Below are 17387 nucleotides of genomic sequence, written 5' to 3'. Positions count from 1 at the left end.
CAAAGCATGTGCTGGATCGAGCGTGTTCAGTTGTGTCGAGCGGGCGGCGGCATTCGGGTGGAGCTCGCCACGGCCGGGACGGAGTCGGGGTGGCCGGCCCGGCCGCGGCGAGCAGTCTGGTTACTTGTTGGAGAAGTCGTACTCGGCGTACACCTTGGCGGCGTTGTCCTTGGTGACGGCGGTGGTCGGCAGCACCTGCTTGCTCGAGAACTCCTTGCCGTCCACCATGTTCATCACCGTGTCCACCGCCTCCTTGGCACCGGTCGGGTAGACGAAGGTGCCGGCGAGCTGACCGTTCTCCACGGCGCGGATACCGCCGTCCGGAATGGCAAGGCCGTCAATGCCGATGAACTTGATGTCGTTCTGCTTGTTCGCACCGGAAGCGGCCAGGTAAGCGCCCAGCGCCATCGGATCGTTGTGCGCGTAGACCAGGTCGATCTTGGTGCCGGACTGCAGCCACTGCTGCATCACCTTAGTGGCATCTTCCTTGAGCCACTTGGCATCCTGGTCCTTGACGATCTTGATGTTCGGGTTGGCGGCGATGGCGTCGCGGAAGCCCTTGTCCCTGTCGATCTGCGGCTGGTTCGACATGATGCCCCGCAGCTCGACGACGTTGCCGCCCTGCGGCAGCAGCTTCACCGCCAGGTCGCCGGCGGCCTTGCCGATGGCGACGTTGTCCCCACCGATGAAGGCGCTGATGCAGTCGGTGTTCACGCTGCGGTCCAAGACGATCACCGGGATCTTGGCGGCGCACGCCTGCTCCACCGGAGGGGTGAGCGGATCGGACTCGTTGGGCGAGACGATCAGCACGTCAACCTTCTGCTGGATGAACTGCTGCACCTGGCTGACCTGCCTGGCGGAATCCTGTGCGGCGTCGGCGATCGGCAGCAACTGCAGGTTCGGGTGCTGCTTCACGTAGTACTCCAGCTGGGTGTTCAGCTGCGCGCGGTACGGCTCGGCATTGTTCGACTGCGAGTAGCCGATCACGTACTTGTCCTTCTTCGGCAGCTGCACCGACGTCATCGGCCCGGAACCGGCCCCTGCGCTGGTATCGGCACCGCCGCTGGAGCCCGCACCGGCACTGGAACCGGCGTCCCCACTGCCGGCTGCGTCGCTGGACGCCCCGTCGCCGGAACCGGCGCCCGCACTGGTATCTCCTCCCCCGGCGCTGGCACTGCCCGCGGTGTCGCCGGTCTGGGTGGTGGTGCCGGCCTGCGGCGTGGTGCCGGCCGATCCGCTGTCACTGTTGGAGGCGCAGCCGGCGAGGGCGAGCACCGTCGCGATGCCGGCCGCGGCGACCATGGTGAGTTTCTTGGTGCGCATCTACTACTCCTTTGTGGTGGATGGCTGAGTTGGTGACGACTGCGTGGGTGATGACTGTGGTGTTGACGGCTGGGTGGTTGACGACTGTGGTGGTGAGGAGTGGGTGCCGGGCGATGCGGGCGGCGCGGCCGGCGGCGCAGCTTGGCTGCCGCGGGATCCGCGGAGTCGAGCGGCCAGGTCGGAGAACAGTTCGGGACGCTGGATCACCACCGCGACCACCACGATCACGCCCTTGATGATCAGCTGCCAGTTGGCGCTGAAGTTGTTGAGCCCCAACACGTTGTCCAGCAGGGTGAGGATCAGCGCGCCGATAAAGGTGCCGATCACGTTGCCGCGGCCGCCGGCCAGGCTGGCACCGCCGATCACCACGGCGGCGATCGCATCCAGCTCGTAGCTGATACCGGCCTCGGGGAACGCGGACGCGTTGTAGGCAGCGTTGATCGGGCCGGCCAGCCCGGCCAGCATCCCGGAGAGGGTGAACACCGCGATCGTCACGCCGGTGACGTTGACGCCGGAGAGCCGGGCGGCGGTGGGATTGCCGCCGACCGCGTAGATGTGCCTGCCGAACTTGGTTTTCGACAGGATCAACTGGAAGACGATCACCACCACCAGCAACGCCAGCACCGGGAAGTAGCCGATGATCGGCACGTCGAAGAGCTGGGTGCCGGGAGTGCCGAGCTTGCTGAACTGCACCGACCCGGGCGCCATCCCGTTCGGCCCGTACACCTGGGTGCTGATCGACCGGTTGTCGGAGAACTCCCTGACGATGCCGCGGGCTATCGTCATCATCGCCAACGTCATCACGAACGACTGGATCTTGAGTAACGCAGTACCAGCCCCGTTGATGAACCCGAACACCGCGCAAATCAGCATGGTGGCAGGAACAATCGCGATGGTCGGCCAGTTCGCGGTGGTGAGCAGCCAGGCCGCTGCGGTACCGCCGATGGCCATCAACGACCCGACCGACAGGTCGATACCCGCGGCGATGATCACCAGCGTCATGCCGACGGCGAGGATGCCGCGCGGCGCGAAGTAGCCGATGGCGTTGGTGATGTTGGTGGTGTTGGCGAAATCGCCGCCCTTGGTGATGATCCCGGCAAGAATGACCAGCGCCAGACCGATGTAGCCCTGCAGCGACCCGAGCGCAGGTACCCGGCGCTTGGCCGGCCCGATGGTGGGGTCGGCCAACTGGGTCGGCGGGGTGCTCATCGGCCGCTCCCCCCGGCGTCGACCAGGCTGCGCCGAGCCATCGCGGCGTCGAGAAGCTGTTCCTGGGTAGCGGTATCGGCGTCGAACTCAGCTGTCATGCGCCCCTCACACAAGACCAGGATGCGGTCGCACATCCGCAACAGTTCCGGCAACTCCGACGAGGCGACCAGTACCCCCGCCCCGGAATCGGCGAGCGAGCCGACCAGTTCGTAGATCTCGCTCTTGGCTCCGATGTCGATACCTCTGGTGGGCTCGTCGAGCAGGATCACCCCCGGATCGGTGAGCAAACACTTGGCCAGCACCACCTTTTGCTGATTTCCACCCGAGAGGGTGCCGATCACCGTGTTGATGCTGCGGGCCTTCACCCCGAGGGTCTTGACCTCGGCGCTGACCGCGTCACGCTCGGCCCTGCCGCGGATCCAGCCGCCGCGGACGAACCGCGACAGGCTCGCCAGGCTGGCGTTGAACTTGACGCTGCCGCCCAGAACCAGGCTCTGCAGTTTGCGGTCTTCCGCCACCAGAACGATGCCGCGGTCGATGGCCCGGCGCGAGGTGCTGGGCCGGTACGGCTGCCCGTCAACGGTGAATTCCCCGTCCACCACCCTGGCCGGATAGGCACCGAAGATCGACTCGAGCGTCTCGGTGCGGCCGGCGCCCATCAGCCCGGCGAGGCCGACGATCTCGCCGGGGTGGACGTCAAGATCGATGCCGTGCAACGACACTCGCCCGGATTTGGGGTCGGGCTGGACTCGGAGTCCGCGCACGCTCAGCCGCGGCTGCCGGTCGCTGGCCGGCCGCTGAATCTGCTGCGCCAGTGCTGGTTCAGCCACACCGGACTCCGCGGCCTTGCTGCGGCGCGGCAGGTCTGCGGCGCTCCCCGCGAGGTTGGGTTCCGCGGCTTTGCTGCGGCGGGGCAGGTCAGCAACGTCTCTACCCACCATCATCCGGACCAATTCTTCGCGGCTGGTGCCGGCCATCGGCTTGGCGCCGATCCAGCGCCCGTCGCGCAACACGTTGACGGAGTCGGCGATCTCCTCCAGCTCCTCCAACCGGTGCGAGATGTACACGATGGCAACGTCTTCGGCGGTGAGTCGGCGGATCACCTGGAACAGCCGCTGCACCTCGGCGTCGGCGAGGGCCGAGGTCGGCTCGTCCATGATCAGCAGCCGACTGTCGAGGCTGAGCGCCTTGGCCACCTCGATCAGCTGCTGCTCGGCCACCCGGCATTGCCGCACCAGCCGGCGCGGCGGCAGGGTGAGACCGACGCGTTCCAACAGCGCGCGGGCGCTGGCCTCGGTGCTGCCCCGATCCACCACGCCCGCCGAACCGCGCTCGCGACCCAGCCAAATGTTGTCGGCAATCGTCATGTCCTGCACCAGGTTCAACTCCTGGTGGATGGTGCCGATCCCGAGTCGCTGAGCGGCGACCGGACTGTGCAGCTGCACCGGCTTGCCGTCGATCTCGATGCTGCCGTCGTAGTGCGGGAAAACGCCGGACAGCACATTGATCAGCGTCGACTTGCCCGCGCCGTTCTCGCCGAGCAGCGCAACCACTTCACCCGGGTGCACCGTCAGCGAAACCCCTTGCAGCGCTTGCACCCCGGGAAACGACTTGCCGATCTCGCGCATGCGCAGCAGCGGCGGCCGGCCCGCAGTGGGGCCGGTCGGCTGGTCGTGCGGCCTCGCTGCCGTCATGAACTCTCCCTGTCCCGGCGCCCCCTCGGTCCGCCGAAACCATCAGCCCCGAAGGTGCGCGGGCAGCCGTGGAAATCGATTTCTGACTGGCGTCAGAGGTTATGGCCGCCGTCGCGGGCTGTCAAGAGCGTTGCGCGCCGTCCGCGCCGTCGCGCCGGACATGCTCTAACAATCGTTAGATTCTCGGGCGGGCGCCGGTGACGCCGGCGAGCGACGACCGCGAGAGGCTGGGGCGGCAGCGGGACACATCGGCTGGGTGCGCGGCGATTTCGACCACCTGACTTGAACGCCGGGCCGACGTCGAATTGGGCTTCAAAGGCCCGATGTCAGATCGGGCTGTGGAGCGTGGCCCTCGCACATCAGCGGCGCCTAGGCGGGCATTTTCCTCCGATGTTTACCGTTGACGGCGGCCCGCGCCGCTGGGCATACTCACCTCGTCGCGCCGCCGTCCCGACCGCCCATCGCCGTAGCACCGAACGGAAGGTCGATCGATGAAGAGACCGCCAGTGTCGTTTGCTCTTACCCTTGGACTGGTGCTCGCCATGCTGGGCGCCGTCCCCGCCGCAGCCGAACCGTCCGGCACCGGGTCCGCCACCGCCTCGGCGGCACCGGCGGCGAGCGCGGCCGACTCGCTGCGGATGTGGTACACGAAACCCGTCGCCAATTGGGAGAACGACGCCCTGGTGCAGGGCAACGGCAGCACCGGGCTGATGGCCTATGGCGCGCCGAGCCGAGAACGCTTGCACGTCAACGAGAAAACGCTGTGGCGCGGCGGACCGGCCGCCGGTCGCGACTACATCGGCGGGAACCGCAGCAGCGCGGTGACGCCGGAGCAGTTGGAGAACTACCGCAAGGCGCTGGATGACAAGTCGCGGTACGTCTTCGGGCTGCCGGCGACCGGCCCGGGCGGCGCCAACGAGCAGCTCACCAGCCTGATGTTCGGCAACACCGGCGGCATGGGCCAGTACCAGGATTTCGGCGACGTCTACCTGGATCTCGGGGCGACCGGAGTCACCGACGCCGGCGTGAAGAACTACGTCCGCGATCTCGACCTGAACACCGCGATCTCCACCGTGAGCTACCAGGCCGACGGGGTGCGCTACCAACGCGAGTACCTGGTGAGCTATCCCGACCAGGTCGCGGTGGTCAAGCTGTCGGCGTCCGAGCCGGGCAAGCTGTCGTTCACCGCGTCCACGGCGGCCGCCGCCGGGCTCACCACCACGGCCACCGCCGATGCCGCTGCCAAGCGGATCACCTTGGCCGGCACCGTGAACGACAACCAGATGCGCACCGAGCTGCAGCTCAAATTGGTGAACTCCGGCGGCAGCGTGTCCAGCACCGACGGCAAAACACTGTCCGTCGCCGGCGCCGACGAGGTGACCCTGGTCTACTCGACCGGCACCGACTACCGCAACGCCTACCCCGCCTACCGCGGCGAGAACCCACACGCCGCCATCACCCAGCGGGTCGACGCCGCCGCCGCGCGCAGCTACTCCGAACTGCGGCAGCGGCACCTGGCCGACTACCAGAACCTGTTCTCCCGCGTGCGTTTCGACGTCGGCGGCCAGACCCCAGACATCCCGACCGACCAGCTGATGCGCAACTACCGCGCCGGTCAGTACGACCTTGCCGTCGACGAGCTGGCCTACCAGTTCGGGCGATATCTGAGCATTGCCGGATCGCGCGCCGGAAACCTGCCCACCAACCTCAACGGGCTATGGATGGTGGGTGACGCCGGGAAGTACTGGGGCGCCGACTACCACTTCAACGTCAACGTCCAGATGAACTATTGGCCGGCGCTGACCACCAACCTCGCCGAGACCCAGGTGCCGTTCAACTCGTACGTGCAGTCGCTGGTGGTGCCCGGCCGGTTGACGGCCGATCGGTCCGCGGCGGTCGCCACGCCGGACTTCGCCGGCACGCCGATCGGCAGCGGCAACGGGTTCCTGATCAACACCCAGGTCAACCCGTTCGGGCACACCGCACCGATCGGCTCCCAGGAGTACGGCTGGAACATCGGTGGGTCGTCGTGGGCGCTGCAGAACGTTTACGACTACTACCTTTTCACCGGCGACAAGGAGTTCCTGCGCAGCACCGCATACCCGATGCTGAAGGAGATGGCCACCTTCTGGAACACCTACCTGTGGTGGAGCGACTACCAGCAGCGCCTCACTGTCGCACCTGGGGTGTCGGCGGAGCAGGGCCCGACCGCGGTCGGCACCACCTACGACCAGTCGCTGGTCTGGGAGCTGTACCGGATGGCCATCGACGCGTCGAAAACCCTTGGGATGGACGCGGATCAACGCGCCGTATGGGAGAGCAAGCAGAACCAGCTGAAGCCGATCATGATCGGTGTGCAAGGCTAGGTGAAGGAATGGTACGAAGAGACCACCCTCGGCAAGGCACAGGCCGGGAACCTGCCGGAGGAGAACATCTGGAACTTCGGTGCGGGTGGCAGCGCCAATCAGGGCGCCGTACACCGGCACACCTCGCAGCTGGTCGGGTTGTTCCCAGGGACGCTGATCAACAAGGACACCCCGGAGTGGATGGACGCCGCCATCGTCTCGCTGCAGCAGCGCAGCCTGAACGGCACCGGCTGGGCAAAAGCCATGAAGATCAACATGTATGCCCGTACCGGCCTTGCCGACGACACGTATTACATGGTGCGGGCCATGCTCGCCGGAAACACCAACGGTTTGCTGGACAACCTGCTCGATTCCCACCCGCCGTTCCAGATCGATGGCAACTTCGGCCTCACCGCTGGCATGACGGAGATGCTGCTGCAGAGCCAGGCCGGCTACACCCAGTTCTTGCCGGCGCTGCCCAGCGCGTGGAACACCGGCTCGGCAGACGGGCTGGTGGCCAGAGGCAACTTTGTTGTCGACATGGACTGGAAAGCCGGCGCTGCCAACAACTTCGCCGTCACCCCACGGGCCGGTGGCACCTTCACCGGCGAGTACCGGGGCCTAGCCGACGCGACCGTCCGGGACGGCCAGGGTCGCATCGTCGCGGTGACGACGGACGGGAACGACCGGATCTCCTTCCCCACCACCAAGGGTGAGCGGTACTCGATCTCCTGGACCGACCCGGGAGTCGACCTGGCGGTGACGGCCAGCAGCCGTTGCGTCGGGAAGAACGTCCAGCTCACCCTCGCCGCCGTCAACAACGAGAACACGCCGGTCGAGCTGGTCATCACCGGCCCCTCGCGATCGAAGTCGTTCGCCAATGTCCGTGCCGGCAAACGCGTTTCGCATCCGTTCACCGTCCGCGGCGACCTACCGTCCGGCACGGCGACGGTCACCGTCACCGCCACCCGGGACGGCACCAAGGTCACCGAGACGTACGTCGTGGCCCACCCGGCACACGCCTGCGGCTGACCGGCGCCGCGCTGACTGTCCGGCGCCGCACTCGCTACGCCGGATCGTCCGCCTCCGCTCGCTGTCGCGTCACGGATGAGCAGGTTCGGCCAGAGCGTCGCCGGCTTCTGCGACGCTCTGGCCGAATGGTGTGGCCGGCCGAATGGTGTCGCCGCGGCCGAATGATGTTGCCACCCAACGACTGTGCTGCCCGCCGGCAGCCGGCTCAGCAACCGGCGGGTCGCCGGCTCAGCCGGCGGACTGCGGGATCATCCCGTTCGGGTTGATGACGAATTTCTTGGCCGCACCCTTGTCGAACTCGGAATAACCCTCCGGCGCCTCGTCGAGCGTGATGGTGACCGCGTTGACGGCCTTGGCGATGTCCGCCTTGTCGGCCAGGATCATGTTCATCAGCTGCCGGTTGTACCGCTTCACCGGGCACTGGCCGGTGAAGAACGAGTGCGACTTCGCCCAGCCGAGCCCGAGCCGCATGCCGATCTGGCCGACCTTGGCGTTCTCGTCGATCCCGCCGGGGTCGCCGGTCACGTACAGCCCCGGAACGCCGACGCCGGCGCCGGCCCGCGCGATGGTCATGGCGTCGTTCAGCACCGTGGCCGGTGCCTCGGCGGCTCCTTCCCCGTGCCCGCGGGCCTCGAACCCGACGGCGTCGATGGCGGCGTCCACCTCGGGCTCGCCGACGATCTGCTCGATCTGATCGGCGAGCGAAGCGTCCTGCGAGAGATCGACGGTCTCTGCGCCGAAACTGCGGGCCTGTTGCAGTCGCTCCGGGTTCATGTCGCCGACGATCACCACAGACGCGCCGAGCAGCTGCGCCGCGTAGGCCGCCGCGAGCCCGACCGGCCCGGCACCGGCAACGTAGACCGTCGAACCCGTTGTGACGCCAGCGGTATACGCACCGTGATAACCCGTCGGGAAGATGTCCGACAGCATGGTGAGGTCGAGAATCTTCTCGAGGGCCTGATCGCGATCAGGGAACTTGAGCAGGTTGAAGTCGGCGTACGGGATCATCACGTACTCGGCCTGGCCACCGATCCAGCCGCCCATGTCGACGTAGCCGTAAGCGGCGCCGGCCCGGGCCGGGTTGACGTTGAGGCAAATGCCGGTCTTGCCCTCGTTGCACATCCGGCAGCGGCCGCACGCGATGTTGAACGGCGTCGAGACGATGTCGCCCTTTTTCACGAACAACACATCGTCGCCGACGTCGACCACCTCGCCGGTGATCTCGTGGCCGAGCGTCTGGCCGACCGGTGCGGTGGTGCGGCCGCGCACCATGTGCTGGTCTGAGCCACAGATGTTGGTGGCCACCAGCTTCAGGATGGCGGCGTGCGGAGCCGCCTTCGAGATGCCGAAGTGATCGGCAACCTCTTGCGGTATCTCCAGTTTCGGATAGTCGATGGACTCGACGGCGACTTCGCCCGGTCCCTTGTACACGACGACGCGGTTGCCTGGCATGGACGATCTCCTTTGATCGTGCCGGGCGCTTTTCTCCTGGACGCCCGGGAGTCCGCTCAGGCTATCCCCGCTCGATGAGATCCGCCTGTGAGCCTGCCGGCGCACTCCGCCGCCGTGGTCGATGGTGTTGCGCGACAAGCATTTTCCGGCGTGTCCGGCACTTCTCAGCGCATTCCGGCGTCTTTCGGCGTCTTTCGGATGCTTGACGCCGGCGGGCGGGTTACCCGGCCGACACCGCATCCGTCAGCAGCCGCCCCAGCCCGGCCTCGTCCCGCTCGCCGTGGTCCTGCCGCAGGTACAAGTGCAGGTCGGCGACCCTGCGGGCGTGCCGCTCGTCGGTCGCCAATGGCCCGGGCCCGGTCTCCCGTGACGTTCGCTCGAGCACCTCGTCGGCGGCCCTGCGCACCAGGGTGCGCACCCGGCGCGCCTGCATCTCACCGCCGCGGGCGGAATCGCGCGGACCGCCATCGGTGCCCGCTGTGGGGTCGTTGGCTGCGGCCAGCCGGTCGTTGTCGGCGGCCAGCCGGTCGAGGTCTGTCGCCTGCTGACCGGTGCCGGACGCCTGTTGGTCGATCTCGGACGCCGCCCGTTGCAGCGCGGTGCGTGCCGCGAAGAGCGCGACATCAACCGCACCGATCTGCAGCTGACGGAGCTGGTCGGGTTCCCGGCCGGGCCGGGGCGCCAGCCGCTGCGCGACCCCCACCGCTCCCCCGTACCAGCAGGCGGCCACCCCGACGCCACCCCACCAGAACCCCGGACGCCGCAGGTACCAACCGGGCCCGCCGATCGGCACCGCGGGGACGCCGTCGAGTTCCACTCCGACCGACGGCAGATCGGCCATGCCGCGGGCGACCCAGTTGTCCGCCGCCTCGACCCGCACGCCGGCATGCCGCAGCGGCACCGCGAACAGCCCGCGGGTGGTGTCGTCCGTCCAGGCGGTGACCAGCGCATGCGAGAGCCGGCCGGCCAGCGAACACCAGGGTTTGCTGCCGTCCAGCAGCACCGTCCCGTCATGGTCGCGGGCGGTGACCCGCTGACCAGGTCCTTCCGCGGCGTAGACGCCCCAGGTGGTGTCGGTACCGACACCGATCGGGTCGAGCTGGGCCGGCTCGGGCAGCTGGCCGAGGATGGCCACTGCGTCCAGGTGGGGCTCCACGGTGCGGGCAACGACCAGGTCGACGGACGCCAATCGCGCCAACACGTCCCACAGCTGCAGCGTCCGGCCGGACCCGGGAGTTGCGGCGCGGCGCCCGAGCTCGGGCAACCAGCAGAGCGTGGCGCCGACCCTGTCGTCCGAGCTGACCGCGGCCTCCGCGCGCTCGACCGCCTCGGCAGCCAGTTCACTCGCCGGATCCTGCAATCCCGCGGGGAAGAGCGCCGACCCGGCCGGTGCGGAAGGCGTCGGTGCGGTCGCAGGTTCAGAGGTCGCGGGTGCAGAAGTCGCGGGAGCGGAAGGCGTCGGTGCATTCGCTGGTCCAGAGGTCGAGGTCATGTCTCCACCGATAGCACGGGCACCGGCCGGAGCGCAGGCCGACCCGCATCGATCCGGTCGGCACCTCACAGCCGACATTGCGCGTCACCACCGGATTCGTTGACGAACTGGGCTGTGACGTGCGAACTCGGCTGTGACGTGCGGCAGGCAGCGGCCTACGTTCGCCGCAATGCTGCGTCGATCCCCTCGTCGTCGATGCTGTCCACCATGGCCAGATAGGCGTCGATGAAGGCCGGTTGCTCCCAGAGCCGCAGCGCCGCAAAGGGTGTTGCCTTCAGCGCGTCGAGCGGATCGGTGCCGCCCAGCAGATCTCGGTCGGCGGCGTTGAGCGCCGGCTCGGTGACGTCGAACCGCTGCCCGTGTTCGTCCACACCACGCAACGAGCGGCGATAGGCGGCCAGCAGGAACGCCTCGCGAATCGGGTCAGCTCCGTTGTGCAGCAACAGTTCTGTGGTGCGGGCGTGGAATGTCGGGATCTTCGACGCGCCGTCGGCGGCGATCCGCAGCAGCTGGTCGCCGACGGCCGGGTTCCCGAAGCGTTCCAGCGTGTTCTCGATGTACGTTCCCAGCGCGAGCCCGGCCGGCCCCTGCACGAACGGCAACACGTCCAACTGCAGGAACCGTCGCAACAGCAACGGGAATCGCGGGTCGGCCATGGCGTCGTGCACCAGTCGGTGGCCAGCCAGAATCGCCGGGTAGGCCAGCAGCATGTGGCTGGCGTTGAGGATGCGACCCTTCACCGCTTCGAACAGCGCGACGTCATCGCGGAGTTCGACGCCGACCTCGTCGAGCCGGGGACGGCCGGCCGAAAACCTGTCCTGCACAACCCATTGGCTGAAGGTTTCGGCGATGGCCGGCAGCGCGTCGGGCAGGCCGGTGGCCGCGTTCACCCGGTCTCGGATGGCCGGGGTGACGCTCGGTGCGATGCGGTCGACCATGCTGTTGGGAAAGGACAACTCGGCGTCGATCCAGCGGGCCAGCTCCGGGTCGATCTGCGCGGCATAGCCGACCACCGCTTGGCGTGCGGTGTCGCCGTTGCCACGCAGGTTGTCGCAGGACAGCACGGTGAAGGGCGCGACGCCGCCCGCTCGGCGGCGGCGCAGCGCTGCGACGATCATCCCGAAAGCCGTTCGTGGAGCGGTGCTTTGCACGTCCGCTCGGATATCGGGATGCGCAGCATCGAAGGTGCCGGTCGTCTGGTCCTGGAAGTAGCCGCCCTCGGTGAGGGTGAGTGAGACGATTCTGATGTTCGGGCCGGCCAGGGTGTCGACGACGGCGGCAGGGTCGTCGGGCGCGTACAGGTAGTCGATCATCGCGCCGATGACGCGCGCCGTTGCGGCGCCGTCCGGGGCGTACTCGGTGACGGTGTAGAGGCCGTCCTGATCGGCGTAGGCCGCGGCCTTCGCGCGGGACTGCGGCGAGTCGAGAACGCCGATACCGATGATGCCCCAGTCGGTTTGACCGGGCACGTGCAGGCAGTCGTCCAGGTACCTGGCGGCGTGCACCCGGAAGAAGTTGCCGACCCCGAAGTGCGCGATCTTCGGCGTCACCGCGCCGCGCTCGTACCCTGGCAGCCGGACATGCGGCGCGGCTCGCTCCCGCCATTCGGCCAGCTTCTCGGCGGTGGTCGGGTCAGGCACGTTTGCGTCCTTTGCTGCTGCGTTGCTGGCTGGTGCTTTGCTGGCTGGTGTTGTGCTTGGTGGTTTGGTTGCTGCTGCGCTGGTGGTTGCTGCGCCCGGTGGTGGAGGCTCGCTCGGTGCTGCGCGGCCGGTGGGCCAGCACCGGGGCCGGCCGGCTGGATTGTCGCTCGATGATCGACAGCTCGAACAGGATGTTCCTGCGCAGCCGGGACCCGGGTTTGTCCAGCCGGTGGAAGATGCGTTCGGCGGCGGCCTGCCCGAGTTCGATGGGTCGTTGATCGATCGCGGTGATCGACGGCCGCAACGCGGCGGCCATGTCGAAATCACCGAAGCTGACGATCGCCAGATCGGTGCGGTCGAGCTCGTGGGTCACGGCGACCACGTCAACGGCAACCCGGCTGCTGGCCGCGAACAACGCAGTGGGCGGCGGTGTCTGGGCCAGCAGATCGGTGACGGCGGTGCGGGTCGCCTCCAGGTCGGGTCCGATGGCCAGCTGCAGGCTCGGTTCCATGGAAAGCCCGGCGGCCGACAGCGCGGCCCGATAGCCCCGCAGCCGGCGCTGCACCGTGACCACGTCGAGATCGGGTCGGGCAACAGCGATCCGGCGATGGCCGGCGTTCAGCAGCCGCTGCACGGCAGCCGCCGCGGCGGTCTCGTCGTCGGAGATCACGCCGTCCGCCTTGACGGTGTCGGCGGGCCGGTCAACGAAGACCAGTGGGAGCTGCCGCGCCCACGGGCGGAGATAGCTCTGATCGCCACCGGTCGGCGCGACGATCAGCCCGGCGACGCGGCGGCCGAGCAAGGCCTGCACGGCGGCCCGCTCGCGCTCTGCGGTATCGCCGAGGCTGCTGACCAGGACGGCCGTATCGTGTTGCCGGGCCGCCGATTCGATGCCGCGGACGACTCCGGCGAAGAAGGGATCGGCGAGGTCGGGCACGGCCACCCCGATGGCCTTGTCCCGTCCCGAGCGCAGGGTTCGGGCCGCGGTGTCCATCACATAGCCGAGCTCGGCGATGGCGGCTTCCACCCGGCCGCGCACGTCGTCGGAGATGTAGCGGTCGTTGTTGAACACCCGGGAGACCGTCTTGGCGGAGACGCCGGCCAGCTCGGCGACGTCTTTCATCGTCGGCATTGGACGAGACCCTTTGCGCTGGTGCACATGTGGTGATGCTCAGGCAGTCGGCGCGGCGGCGGAATCGGCGCGCACCAGCACCTTGACCTGCTGCCCGCTGGAGGCGTCGGCGAAGGCCTCTGCCGCTCGGGCCAGCGGGTACTGGGCGGTGATGAAGTCTTCAGCGCGAACCGTGCCGGCCTGCAGCATCGCGATGGATTCGAGGTAGTCCTGCCGGGTGTAGGTGGCGCTGCCCTGGATGCGGATCTGCAGGTCCTGGATCTCCGGCAACGGAATCGTGACCGGTGCAGCCGGAACCCCTACCACCACAAAGGTTCCGCCTTTGGTGGCCATCGCGATCGCCTGGTCGACGGTGGGCTGGATGGCGACGCAGTCGAAGACCACGTCGGCGCTGGTGCCGAGGTCGGCACGCACGGCGTCAACCACGTCGTCGGCGGTGGCGTCGAACACGGCGTCCGCGCCCAGCCGCAGCGCCAATTCTCGTTTGGGCGCAAGGGCATCGGTCATCACGATGCGAGCGGCGCCGCGGCGGCGGGCGGCGGCCAGGGTGAGCAGTCCGATGGTCCCTGACCCGAGAATGGCCACCGTCTTTCCGGACAGATCGGGACCGGCCAGCGCGGTCGCGTGCACCGGAGTGGACAGCGGCTCGATCAGCGCGGCCTGTTCGTCCGTCAGGTCGTCAGGGACGGGTACGAGCCGGTCGATCGGGACGGTGAACTCGTCCGCCATTCCGCCGTCAGGGGCGGTGCAGCCGAAGAAGATCATGGTGGCGCACAGGTTGTACCGGCCGTCCTGGCAGTACTTGCACGTGCCGCAGGCCAGGATCGGCTCGATGACGACGCGCTGCCCGACCGTCACCGCGTCGCTGGTTCCATTGAGTTCGGTGACCACCCCGACGATCTCGTGCCCAGGGTGGTACGGCAGCGGCACGAACGGATGCCGCCGTGCGAAGCATGCACGTCGGATCCGCAGATGCCGACAGCGCTCATCCGCACCACGGCTTCGCCGCTACCGGCGGCCGCGTCCTGAGCGTCCACCAGCTCCACCTCGCCTGGGCTGGTCACGACTACCTGTCGGTTGGCCATCGATCGTCCTTTCTCCGAAATCTGTTGCGCAACAACCTGATTGTGCTCGGGTCAGCGTGCGGCCCGCTGGGCGTGCACCAGGCGCTCGAAGCGGTCGAAGCGCTCTTTCACCTGCGCCGCGACCGTTGCGTCCGGGGTGACAGCAGGCGTGCTCGGTGGGAGGCTGACTAGCGAAACTGCCTGCGCTGCCGTGAGAATGCCGGCCGCCTGGCCGCCCAACAGGGCCGCTCCACGGGCCGAGGCACCAGCCACCTCCACCGGTTCCAAGGTCATCTGCAGGGTGTCGGCCAGCCGCTGCCGCCAGCCGGCCGCGACGGTGCCGCCGCCGGCCAACCGCAGCGTCGCCGCGTCCGATCCGGTGTCGCGCAAGGCCATCCACGCCGCCCGGGTCGCGAACGCCACCCCTTCCAGAGCGGAGCGCAGCATGGTTGCCCTGTCGTGGCGTGGGTCGAGGTAGGCCCAGCCACCGCGCAGGTTAGGGTCGAGGTAGGGCGTGCGCTCCCCCACCAGGTGCGGCGTGAAGATCGGGTCGTCCGGGCGGGTCGGTTCGGCGGCGGTCGCGTACAGCTCGTCCCATGTCGCCCCGAACAGCTCGCGCACCCAGGCCAGGGTTGCGCCTGCGTTGAGCGCGGCCGCCATGCGGTACCAACCGTGATCCGTTGCGGCGCGGTAGATGTGGGTGACCGGTTCGTCGTGCGGCGCACCCACGCTGTCGACCGGCGCCACGATCTGAATACCGGTGCCGATGGTGAGCTGCGCCTGACCTTGTTGGACGACGCCGGCCCCCAACGCGGCGACGGCCGTGTCGCCGCCACCGGCGGCGACGGTGATACCCGGCAGCAACCCGAGTGCGGCGGCCGCCTGCTGGGTGAGTGCTCCGGCAGCGGTGGACGCCGCTGCGGTGATCGGCGGAAGCAGCCGCACCGGAACACCGACAGCGCCGGCGATCTCGGGGTCCCAGCCGTCGCCGGGCAGGTCGTACAGCAGCGTTGCTGAGGCATCGCTGGGGTCGCCGGCGGCAGCGCCGGTGAGCCGCAACCGAATCCAGTCTTTGGGCGACAGCGCCCACCTGGCCGCCGCAACGGCAGCGGGTTCGTGGCGGTGCAACCAGCCCACGATGGGCCCGAACATGCCGGGCGACAACGGGTTCGCCAGCCGGCGCCGCTGTGGCGCCGGCAGCGCTCGGTAGGTTTCCACCTGCTCGACGGCACGCGCGTCGGACCACAGCACCGCGGGGCGCACCGGGTTACCGGCAGCATCGGCAAGGACGACGCCGTGCATCTGCCCGGACAACCCGATCGCCGCGATGTCGCGGCCGGCCTTGGCCACCGCCTCCCGGACCGCTGCGGTAACGGCTCGCCACCAATCGTTCGGAGCGGATTCCGACCAGCCCTGGTGCGGGTGTGCCACCGGGTACGGGCGGGCAGCCTCGGCCAGCACGGTTGCCTGGCTGTCGGTGACGGCGGCCTTCACCGAGCTGGTACCCAGGTCGATGCCAAGCAGGCCGGGACGGCGAGACTCGTTGCCGGACAATGACATGGCGGGTCGCGCTCTCCTCCCCGGTTCGGCCGCGCGGGTGTGCTGACGACGGGTTGCCCAGCCAGCCTGCCCGAGTTCTGTCATCGATGTCAACGACTCTTGCCGGCGTTCTGTCATCGATGACCTACTCGGCCGGCACGCCCCTGCTTCAGTTCCCTACTGCGAGGAAGACCGACTGATGGACGAATTCCAGGGCCGCACCATTCTGGTGACCGGCGCGGCCGGTGGCATCGGCGGGGCGACCGTCCGCCAGTTGGCGGCGCGCGGCGCCGACGTCATCGCCGCGGGACGCACCCTCGACTCGCTCGGCCCGATCACCGAAGAGACCGGCGCCCGGCCGCTCGCCTTCGATCTCACCTCGGAAGACGCCATCCGCGAGGCGATCGACGGCGTCGACCTGTGGGGCGTGGTGAACTGCGCCGGCGACGGCGGCGAGATCGCCACCCCGCAGGAGACCGACATCGCGGTGTTTCACAAGGTGATGGCGATCAAACGCGCGCGGCGCGCTGCTAGTCACCAAGTACGCGGCGCGCAGCCTCATCCGGCTCGGCCAGGGCGGCTCCATCGTCAACGTCTCCAGCCAGGCCGGCCTGGTCGCGCTCAACGGCCACGTCTCCTACGGCTCGTCGAAGGCCGCGCTCGACAACATCACCAGGGTGTCGGCGCTGGAACTCGGTCAGTACGGCATTCGCGTCAACAGCGTCAACCCGACCGTGGTGATGACGCCGATGTCGGCCTGGTACTGGGGCCGCCCCGAGATCGAAGGCCCGTTCCTTGAGGCCATGCCGCTGGGCCGCTGGGCCACCGAGGACGACATCGCCGGCCCCATCGTGTTCCTGCTCTCCGACGCCGCCGCAATGATCAGCGGCGTCTCGCTCCCGATCGACGGTGGTTACACCAGCCGCTAGCGGCGATGCGGCCTGCGGGGCCAACGATCTCGCGCCGCCCGGTGACCGCGCCAGTACACCGGCGGCTGCGTGAGCGTCGCGTGGCCATGCGGACCCCGAATGGTGTAACCCGATGAGCGGCGAGAAGCGACTCTGCCGCCATGACGACCACCGGGGCTCAGCCTTGAGCCTCTGGAACCTGGTCGGCGCGCCCGAAGAGCTGGACGGCGACGACCCGGCGATCACCGAGCAGCTGTGGAGCTACCTCGCGCACGAGATCGCCAAGGGGTCCGAGTACCCCAAGAACTCCCCAGACCTGCAGTCACCGCTCGGGCGGTGGATGGCGAGGGGACGACCTGGACGCCTGTCGGACTCAGCCTTTGGCGAACACCGCCGTGATCCGACTCGGGTCGCAGTGCCTCTTGACGTCCGTCTTAGCCTCGCGCTTTCATGGTGAGTGATTGGCGGAGCGTGTTGTTCATGAGGAAAGGTGCTCTGACCTGCGAAGATTGGTCTTGTCGAAGGATCATCTACGCGTGAATCAGGAGCACCTTTCT

The 17387-nt window shown here is 68.4% G+C and carries 11 protein-coding genes and 2 pseudogenes; 4 read left to right on the top strand and 9 right to left on the bottom strand.

Going from position 1 to position 17387, the window contains the following annotated elements; translation table 11 throughout:
• Nucleotides 1-120: 120 nt before the first annotated feature.
• From HKD39_RS08645 to HKD39_RS08635, 3 genes are read right to left on the bottom strand one after another with little or no spacing between them, the layout of a single operon-like run.
• Nucleotides 121-1323 (bottom strand): substrate-binding domain-containing protein, encoded by a 1203-nt coding sequence (locus HKD39_RS08645; RefSeq protein WP_212754306.1) that lies wholly within the window; start codon nucleotides 1321-1323, stop codon nucleotides 121-123.
• Nucleotides 1324-1326: 3 nt separating this feature from the next.
• A complete protein-coding gene (locus tag HKD39_RS08640; protein ID WP_171199478.1) occupies nucleotides 1327-2532 on the bottom strand; it encodes an ABC transporter permease in 1206 nt (401 codons plus the stop codon).
• Nucleotides 2529-4226: a sugar ABC transporter ATP-binding protein gene (locus HKD39_RS08635; RefSeq protein ID WP_171199477.1), complete on the bottom strand. Its 1698-nt coding sequence runs from the start codon at nucleotides 4224-4226 to the stop codon at nucleotides 2529-2531. The genes HKD39_RS08640 and HKD39_RS08635 overlap by 4 nt, the downstream gene beginning before the upstream one ends.
• Before the next feature lie 491 nt (nucleotides 4227-4717).
• Between HKD39_RS08635 and HKD39_RS20045 the strand changes: the two are divergent.
• A pseudogene (locus HKD39_RS20045) lies at nucleotides 4718-6994 on the top strand (glycoside hydrolase family 95 protein); the annotation flags it as partial.
• Nucleotides 6992-7603 (top strand): glycoside hydrolase family 95-like protein, encoded by a 612-nt coding sequence (locus tag HKD39_RS20775; protein WP_425488436.1) that lies wholly within the window; start codon nucleotides 6992-6994, stop codon nucleotides 7601-7603. The pseudogene HKD39_RS20045 and the gene HKD39_RS20775, both read left to right, overlap by 3 nt.
• 228 nt (nucleotides 7604-7831) lie before the next feature.
• Here the strand turns inward: HKD39_RS20775 and fdhA are convergent, their stop codons facing one another.
• From fdhA to HKD39_RS08600, 6 genes are all read right to left on the bottom strand, one after another.
• Entirely contained in the window at nucleotides 7832-9055 is a 1224-nt protein-coding gene (gene fdhA, locus HKD39_RS08625; RefSeq protein WP_171199476.1) for a formaldehyde dehydrogenase, glutathione-independent, read from the bottom strand.
• Between the two features lie 220 nt (nucleotides 9056-9275).
• Nucleotides 9276-10415 (bottom strand): acyl-CoA dehydrogenase family protein, encoded by a 1140-nt coding sequence (locus HKD39_RS08620; RefSeq protein WP_171199475.1) that lies wholly within the window; start codon nucleotides 10413-10415, stop codon nucleotides 9276-9278.
• A gap of 287 nt (nucleotides 10416-10702) precedes the next feature.
• Nucleotides 10703-12187: a mannitol dehydrogenase family protein gene (locus HKD39_RS08615; RefSeq protein WP_212754300.1), complete on the bottom strand. Its 1485-nt coding sequence runs from the start codon at nucleotides 12185-12187 to the stop codon at nucleotides 10703-10705.
• Nucleotides 12180-13310 carry a LacI family DNA-binding transcriptional regulator gene (locus tag HKD39_RS08610; protein WP_171199474.1) on the bottom strand — a complete coding sequence of 377 codons (1131 nt, stop codon included), beginning with the start codon at nucleotides 13308-13310 and terminating at the stop codon, nucleotides 12180-12182. The genes HKD39_RS08615 and HKD39_RS08610 overlap by 8 nt, the downstream gene beginning before the upstream one ends.
• 48 nt (nucleotides 13311-13358) lie before the next feature.
• The gene (locus tag HKD39_RS08605) at nucleotides 13359-14249 is read right to left on the bottom strand and encodes a zinc-dependent alcohol dehydrogenase (RefSeq protein ID WP_212754298.1); all 891 of its coding nucleotides are present in this window, start codon (nucleotides 14247-14249) and stop codon (nucleotides 13359-13361) included.
• Between the two features lie 206 nt (nucleotides 14250-14455).
• On the bottom strand, nucleotides 14456-15943 hold the full coding sequence (locus HKD39_RS08600) for a xylulokinase (protein ID WP_171199473.1): 1488 nt from the start codon (nucleotides 15941-15943) through the stop codon (nucleotides 14456-14458).
• Nucleotides 15944-16121: 178 nt separating this feature from the next.
• Between HKD39_RS08600 and HKD39_RS20425 the strand changes: the two are divergent.
• Together HKD39_RS20425 and HKD39_RS08590 are read left to right on the top strand one after the other, a co-directional pair.
• Nucleotides 16122-16851: pseudogene (locus tag HKD39_RS20425) on the top strand (SDR family oxidoreductase).
• 112 nt (nucleotides 16852-16963) lie between these two features.
• On the top strand, nucleotides 16964-17287 hold the full coding sequence (locus tag HKD39_RS08590; protein WP_171199472.1) for a hypothetical protein: 324 nt from the start codon (nucleotides 16964-16966) through the stop codon (nucleotides 17285-17287).
• Nucleotides 17288-17387 lie beyond the last annotated feature (100 nt).

This window comes from Nakamurella aerolata, from assembly GCF_013002705.1.
In the GTDB taxonomy this organism is placed as follows: Bacteria; Actinomycetota; Actinomycetes; order Mycobacteriales; family Nakamurellaceae; genus Nakamurella; species Nakamurella aerolata.
The sequence above is the reverse complement of the archived record's forward strand: the minus strand, read 5'-3'. Positions and strand labels throughout refer to the sequence as shown.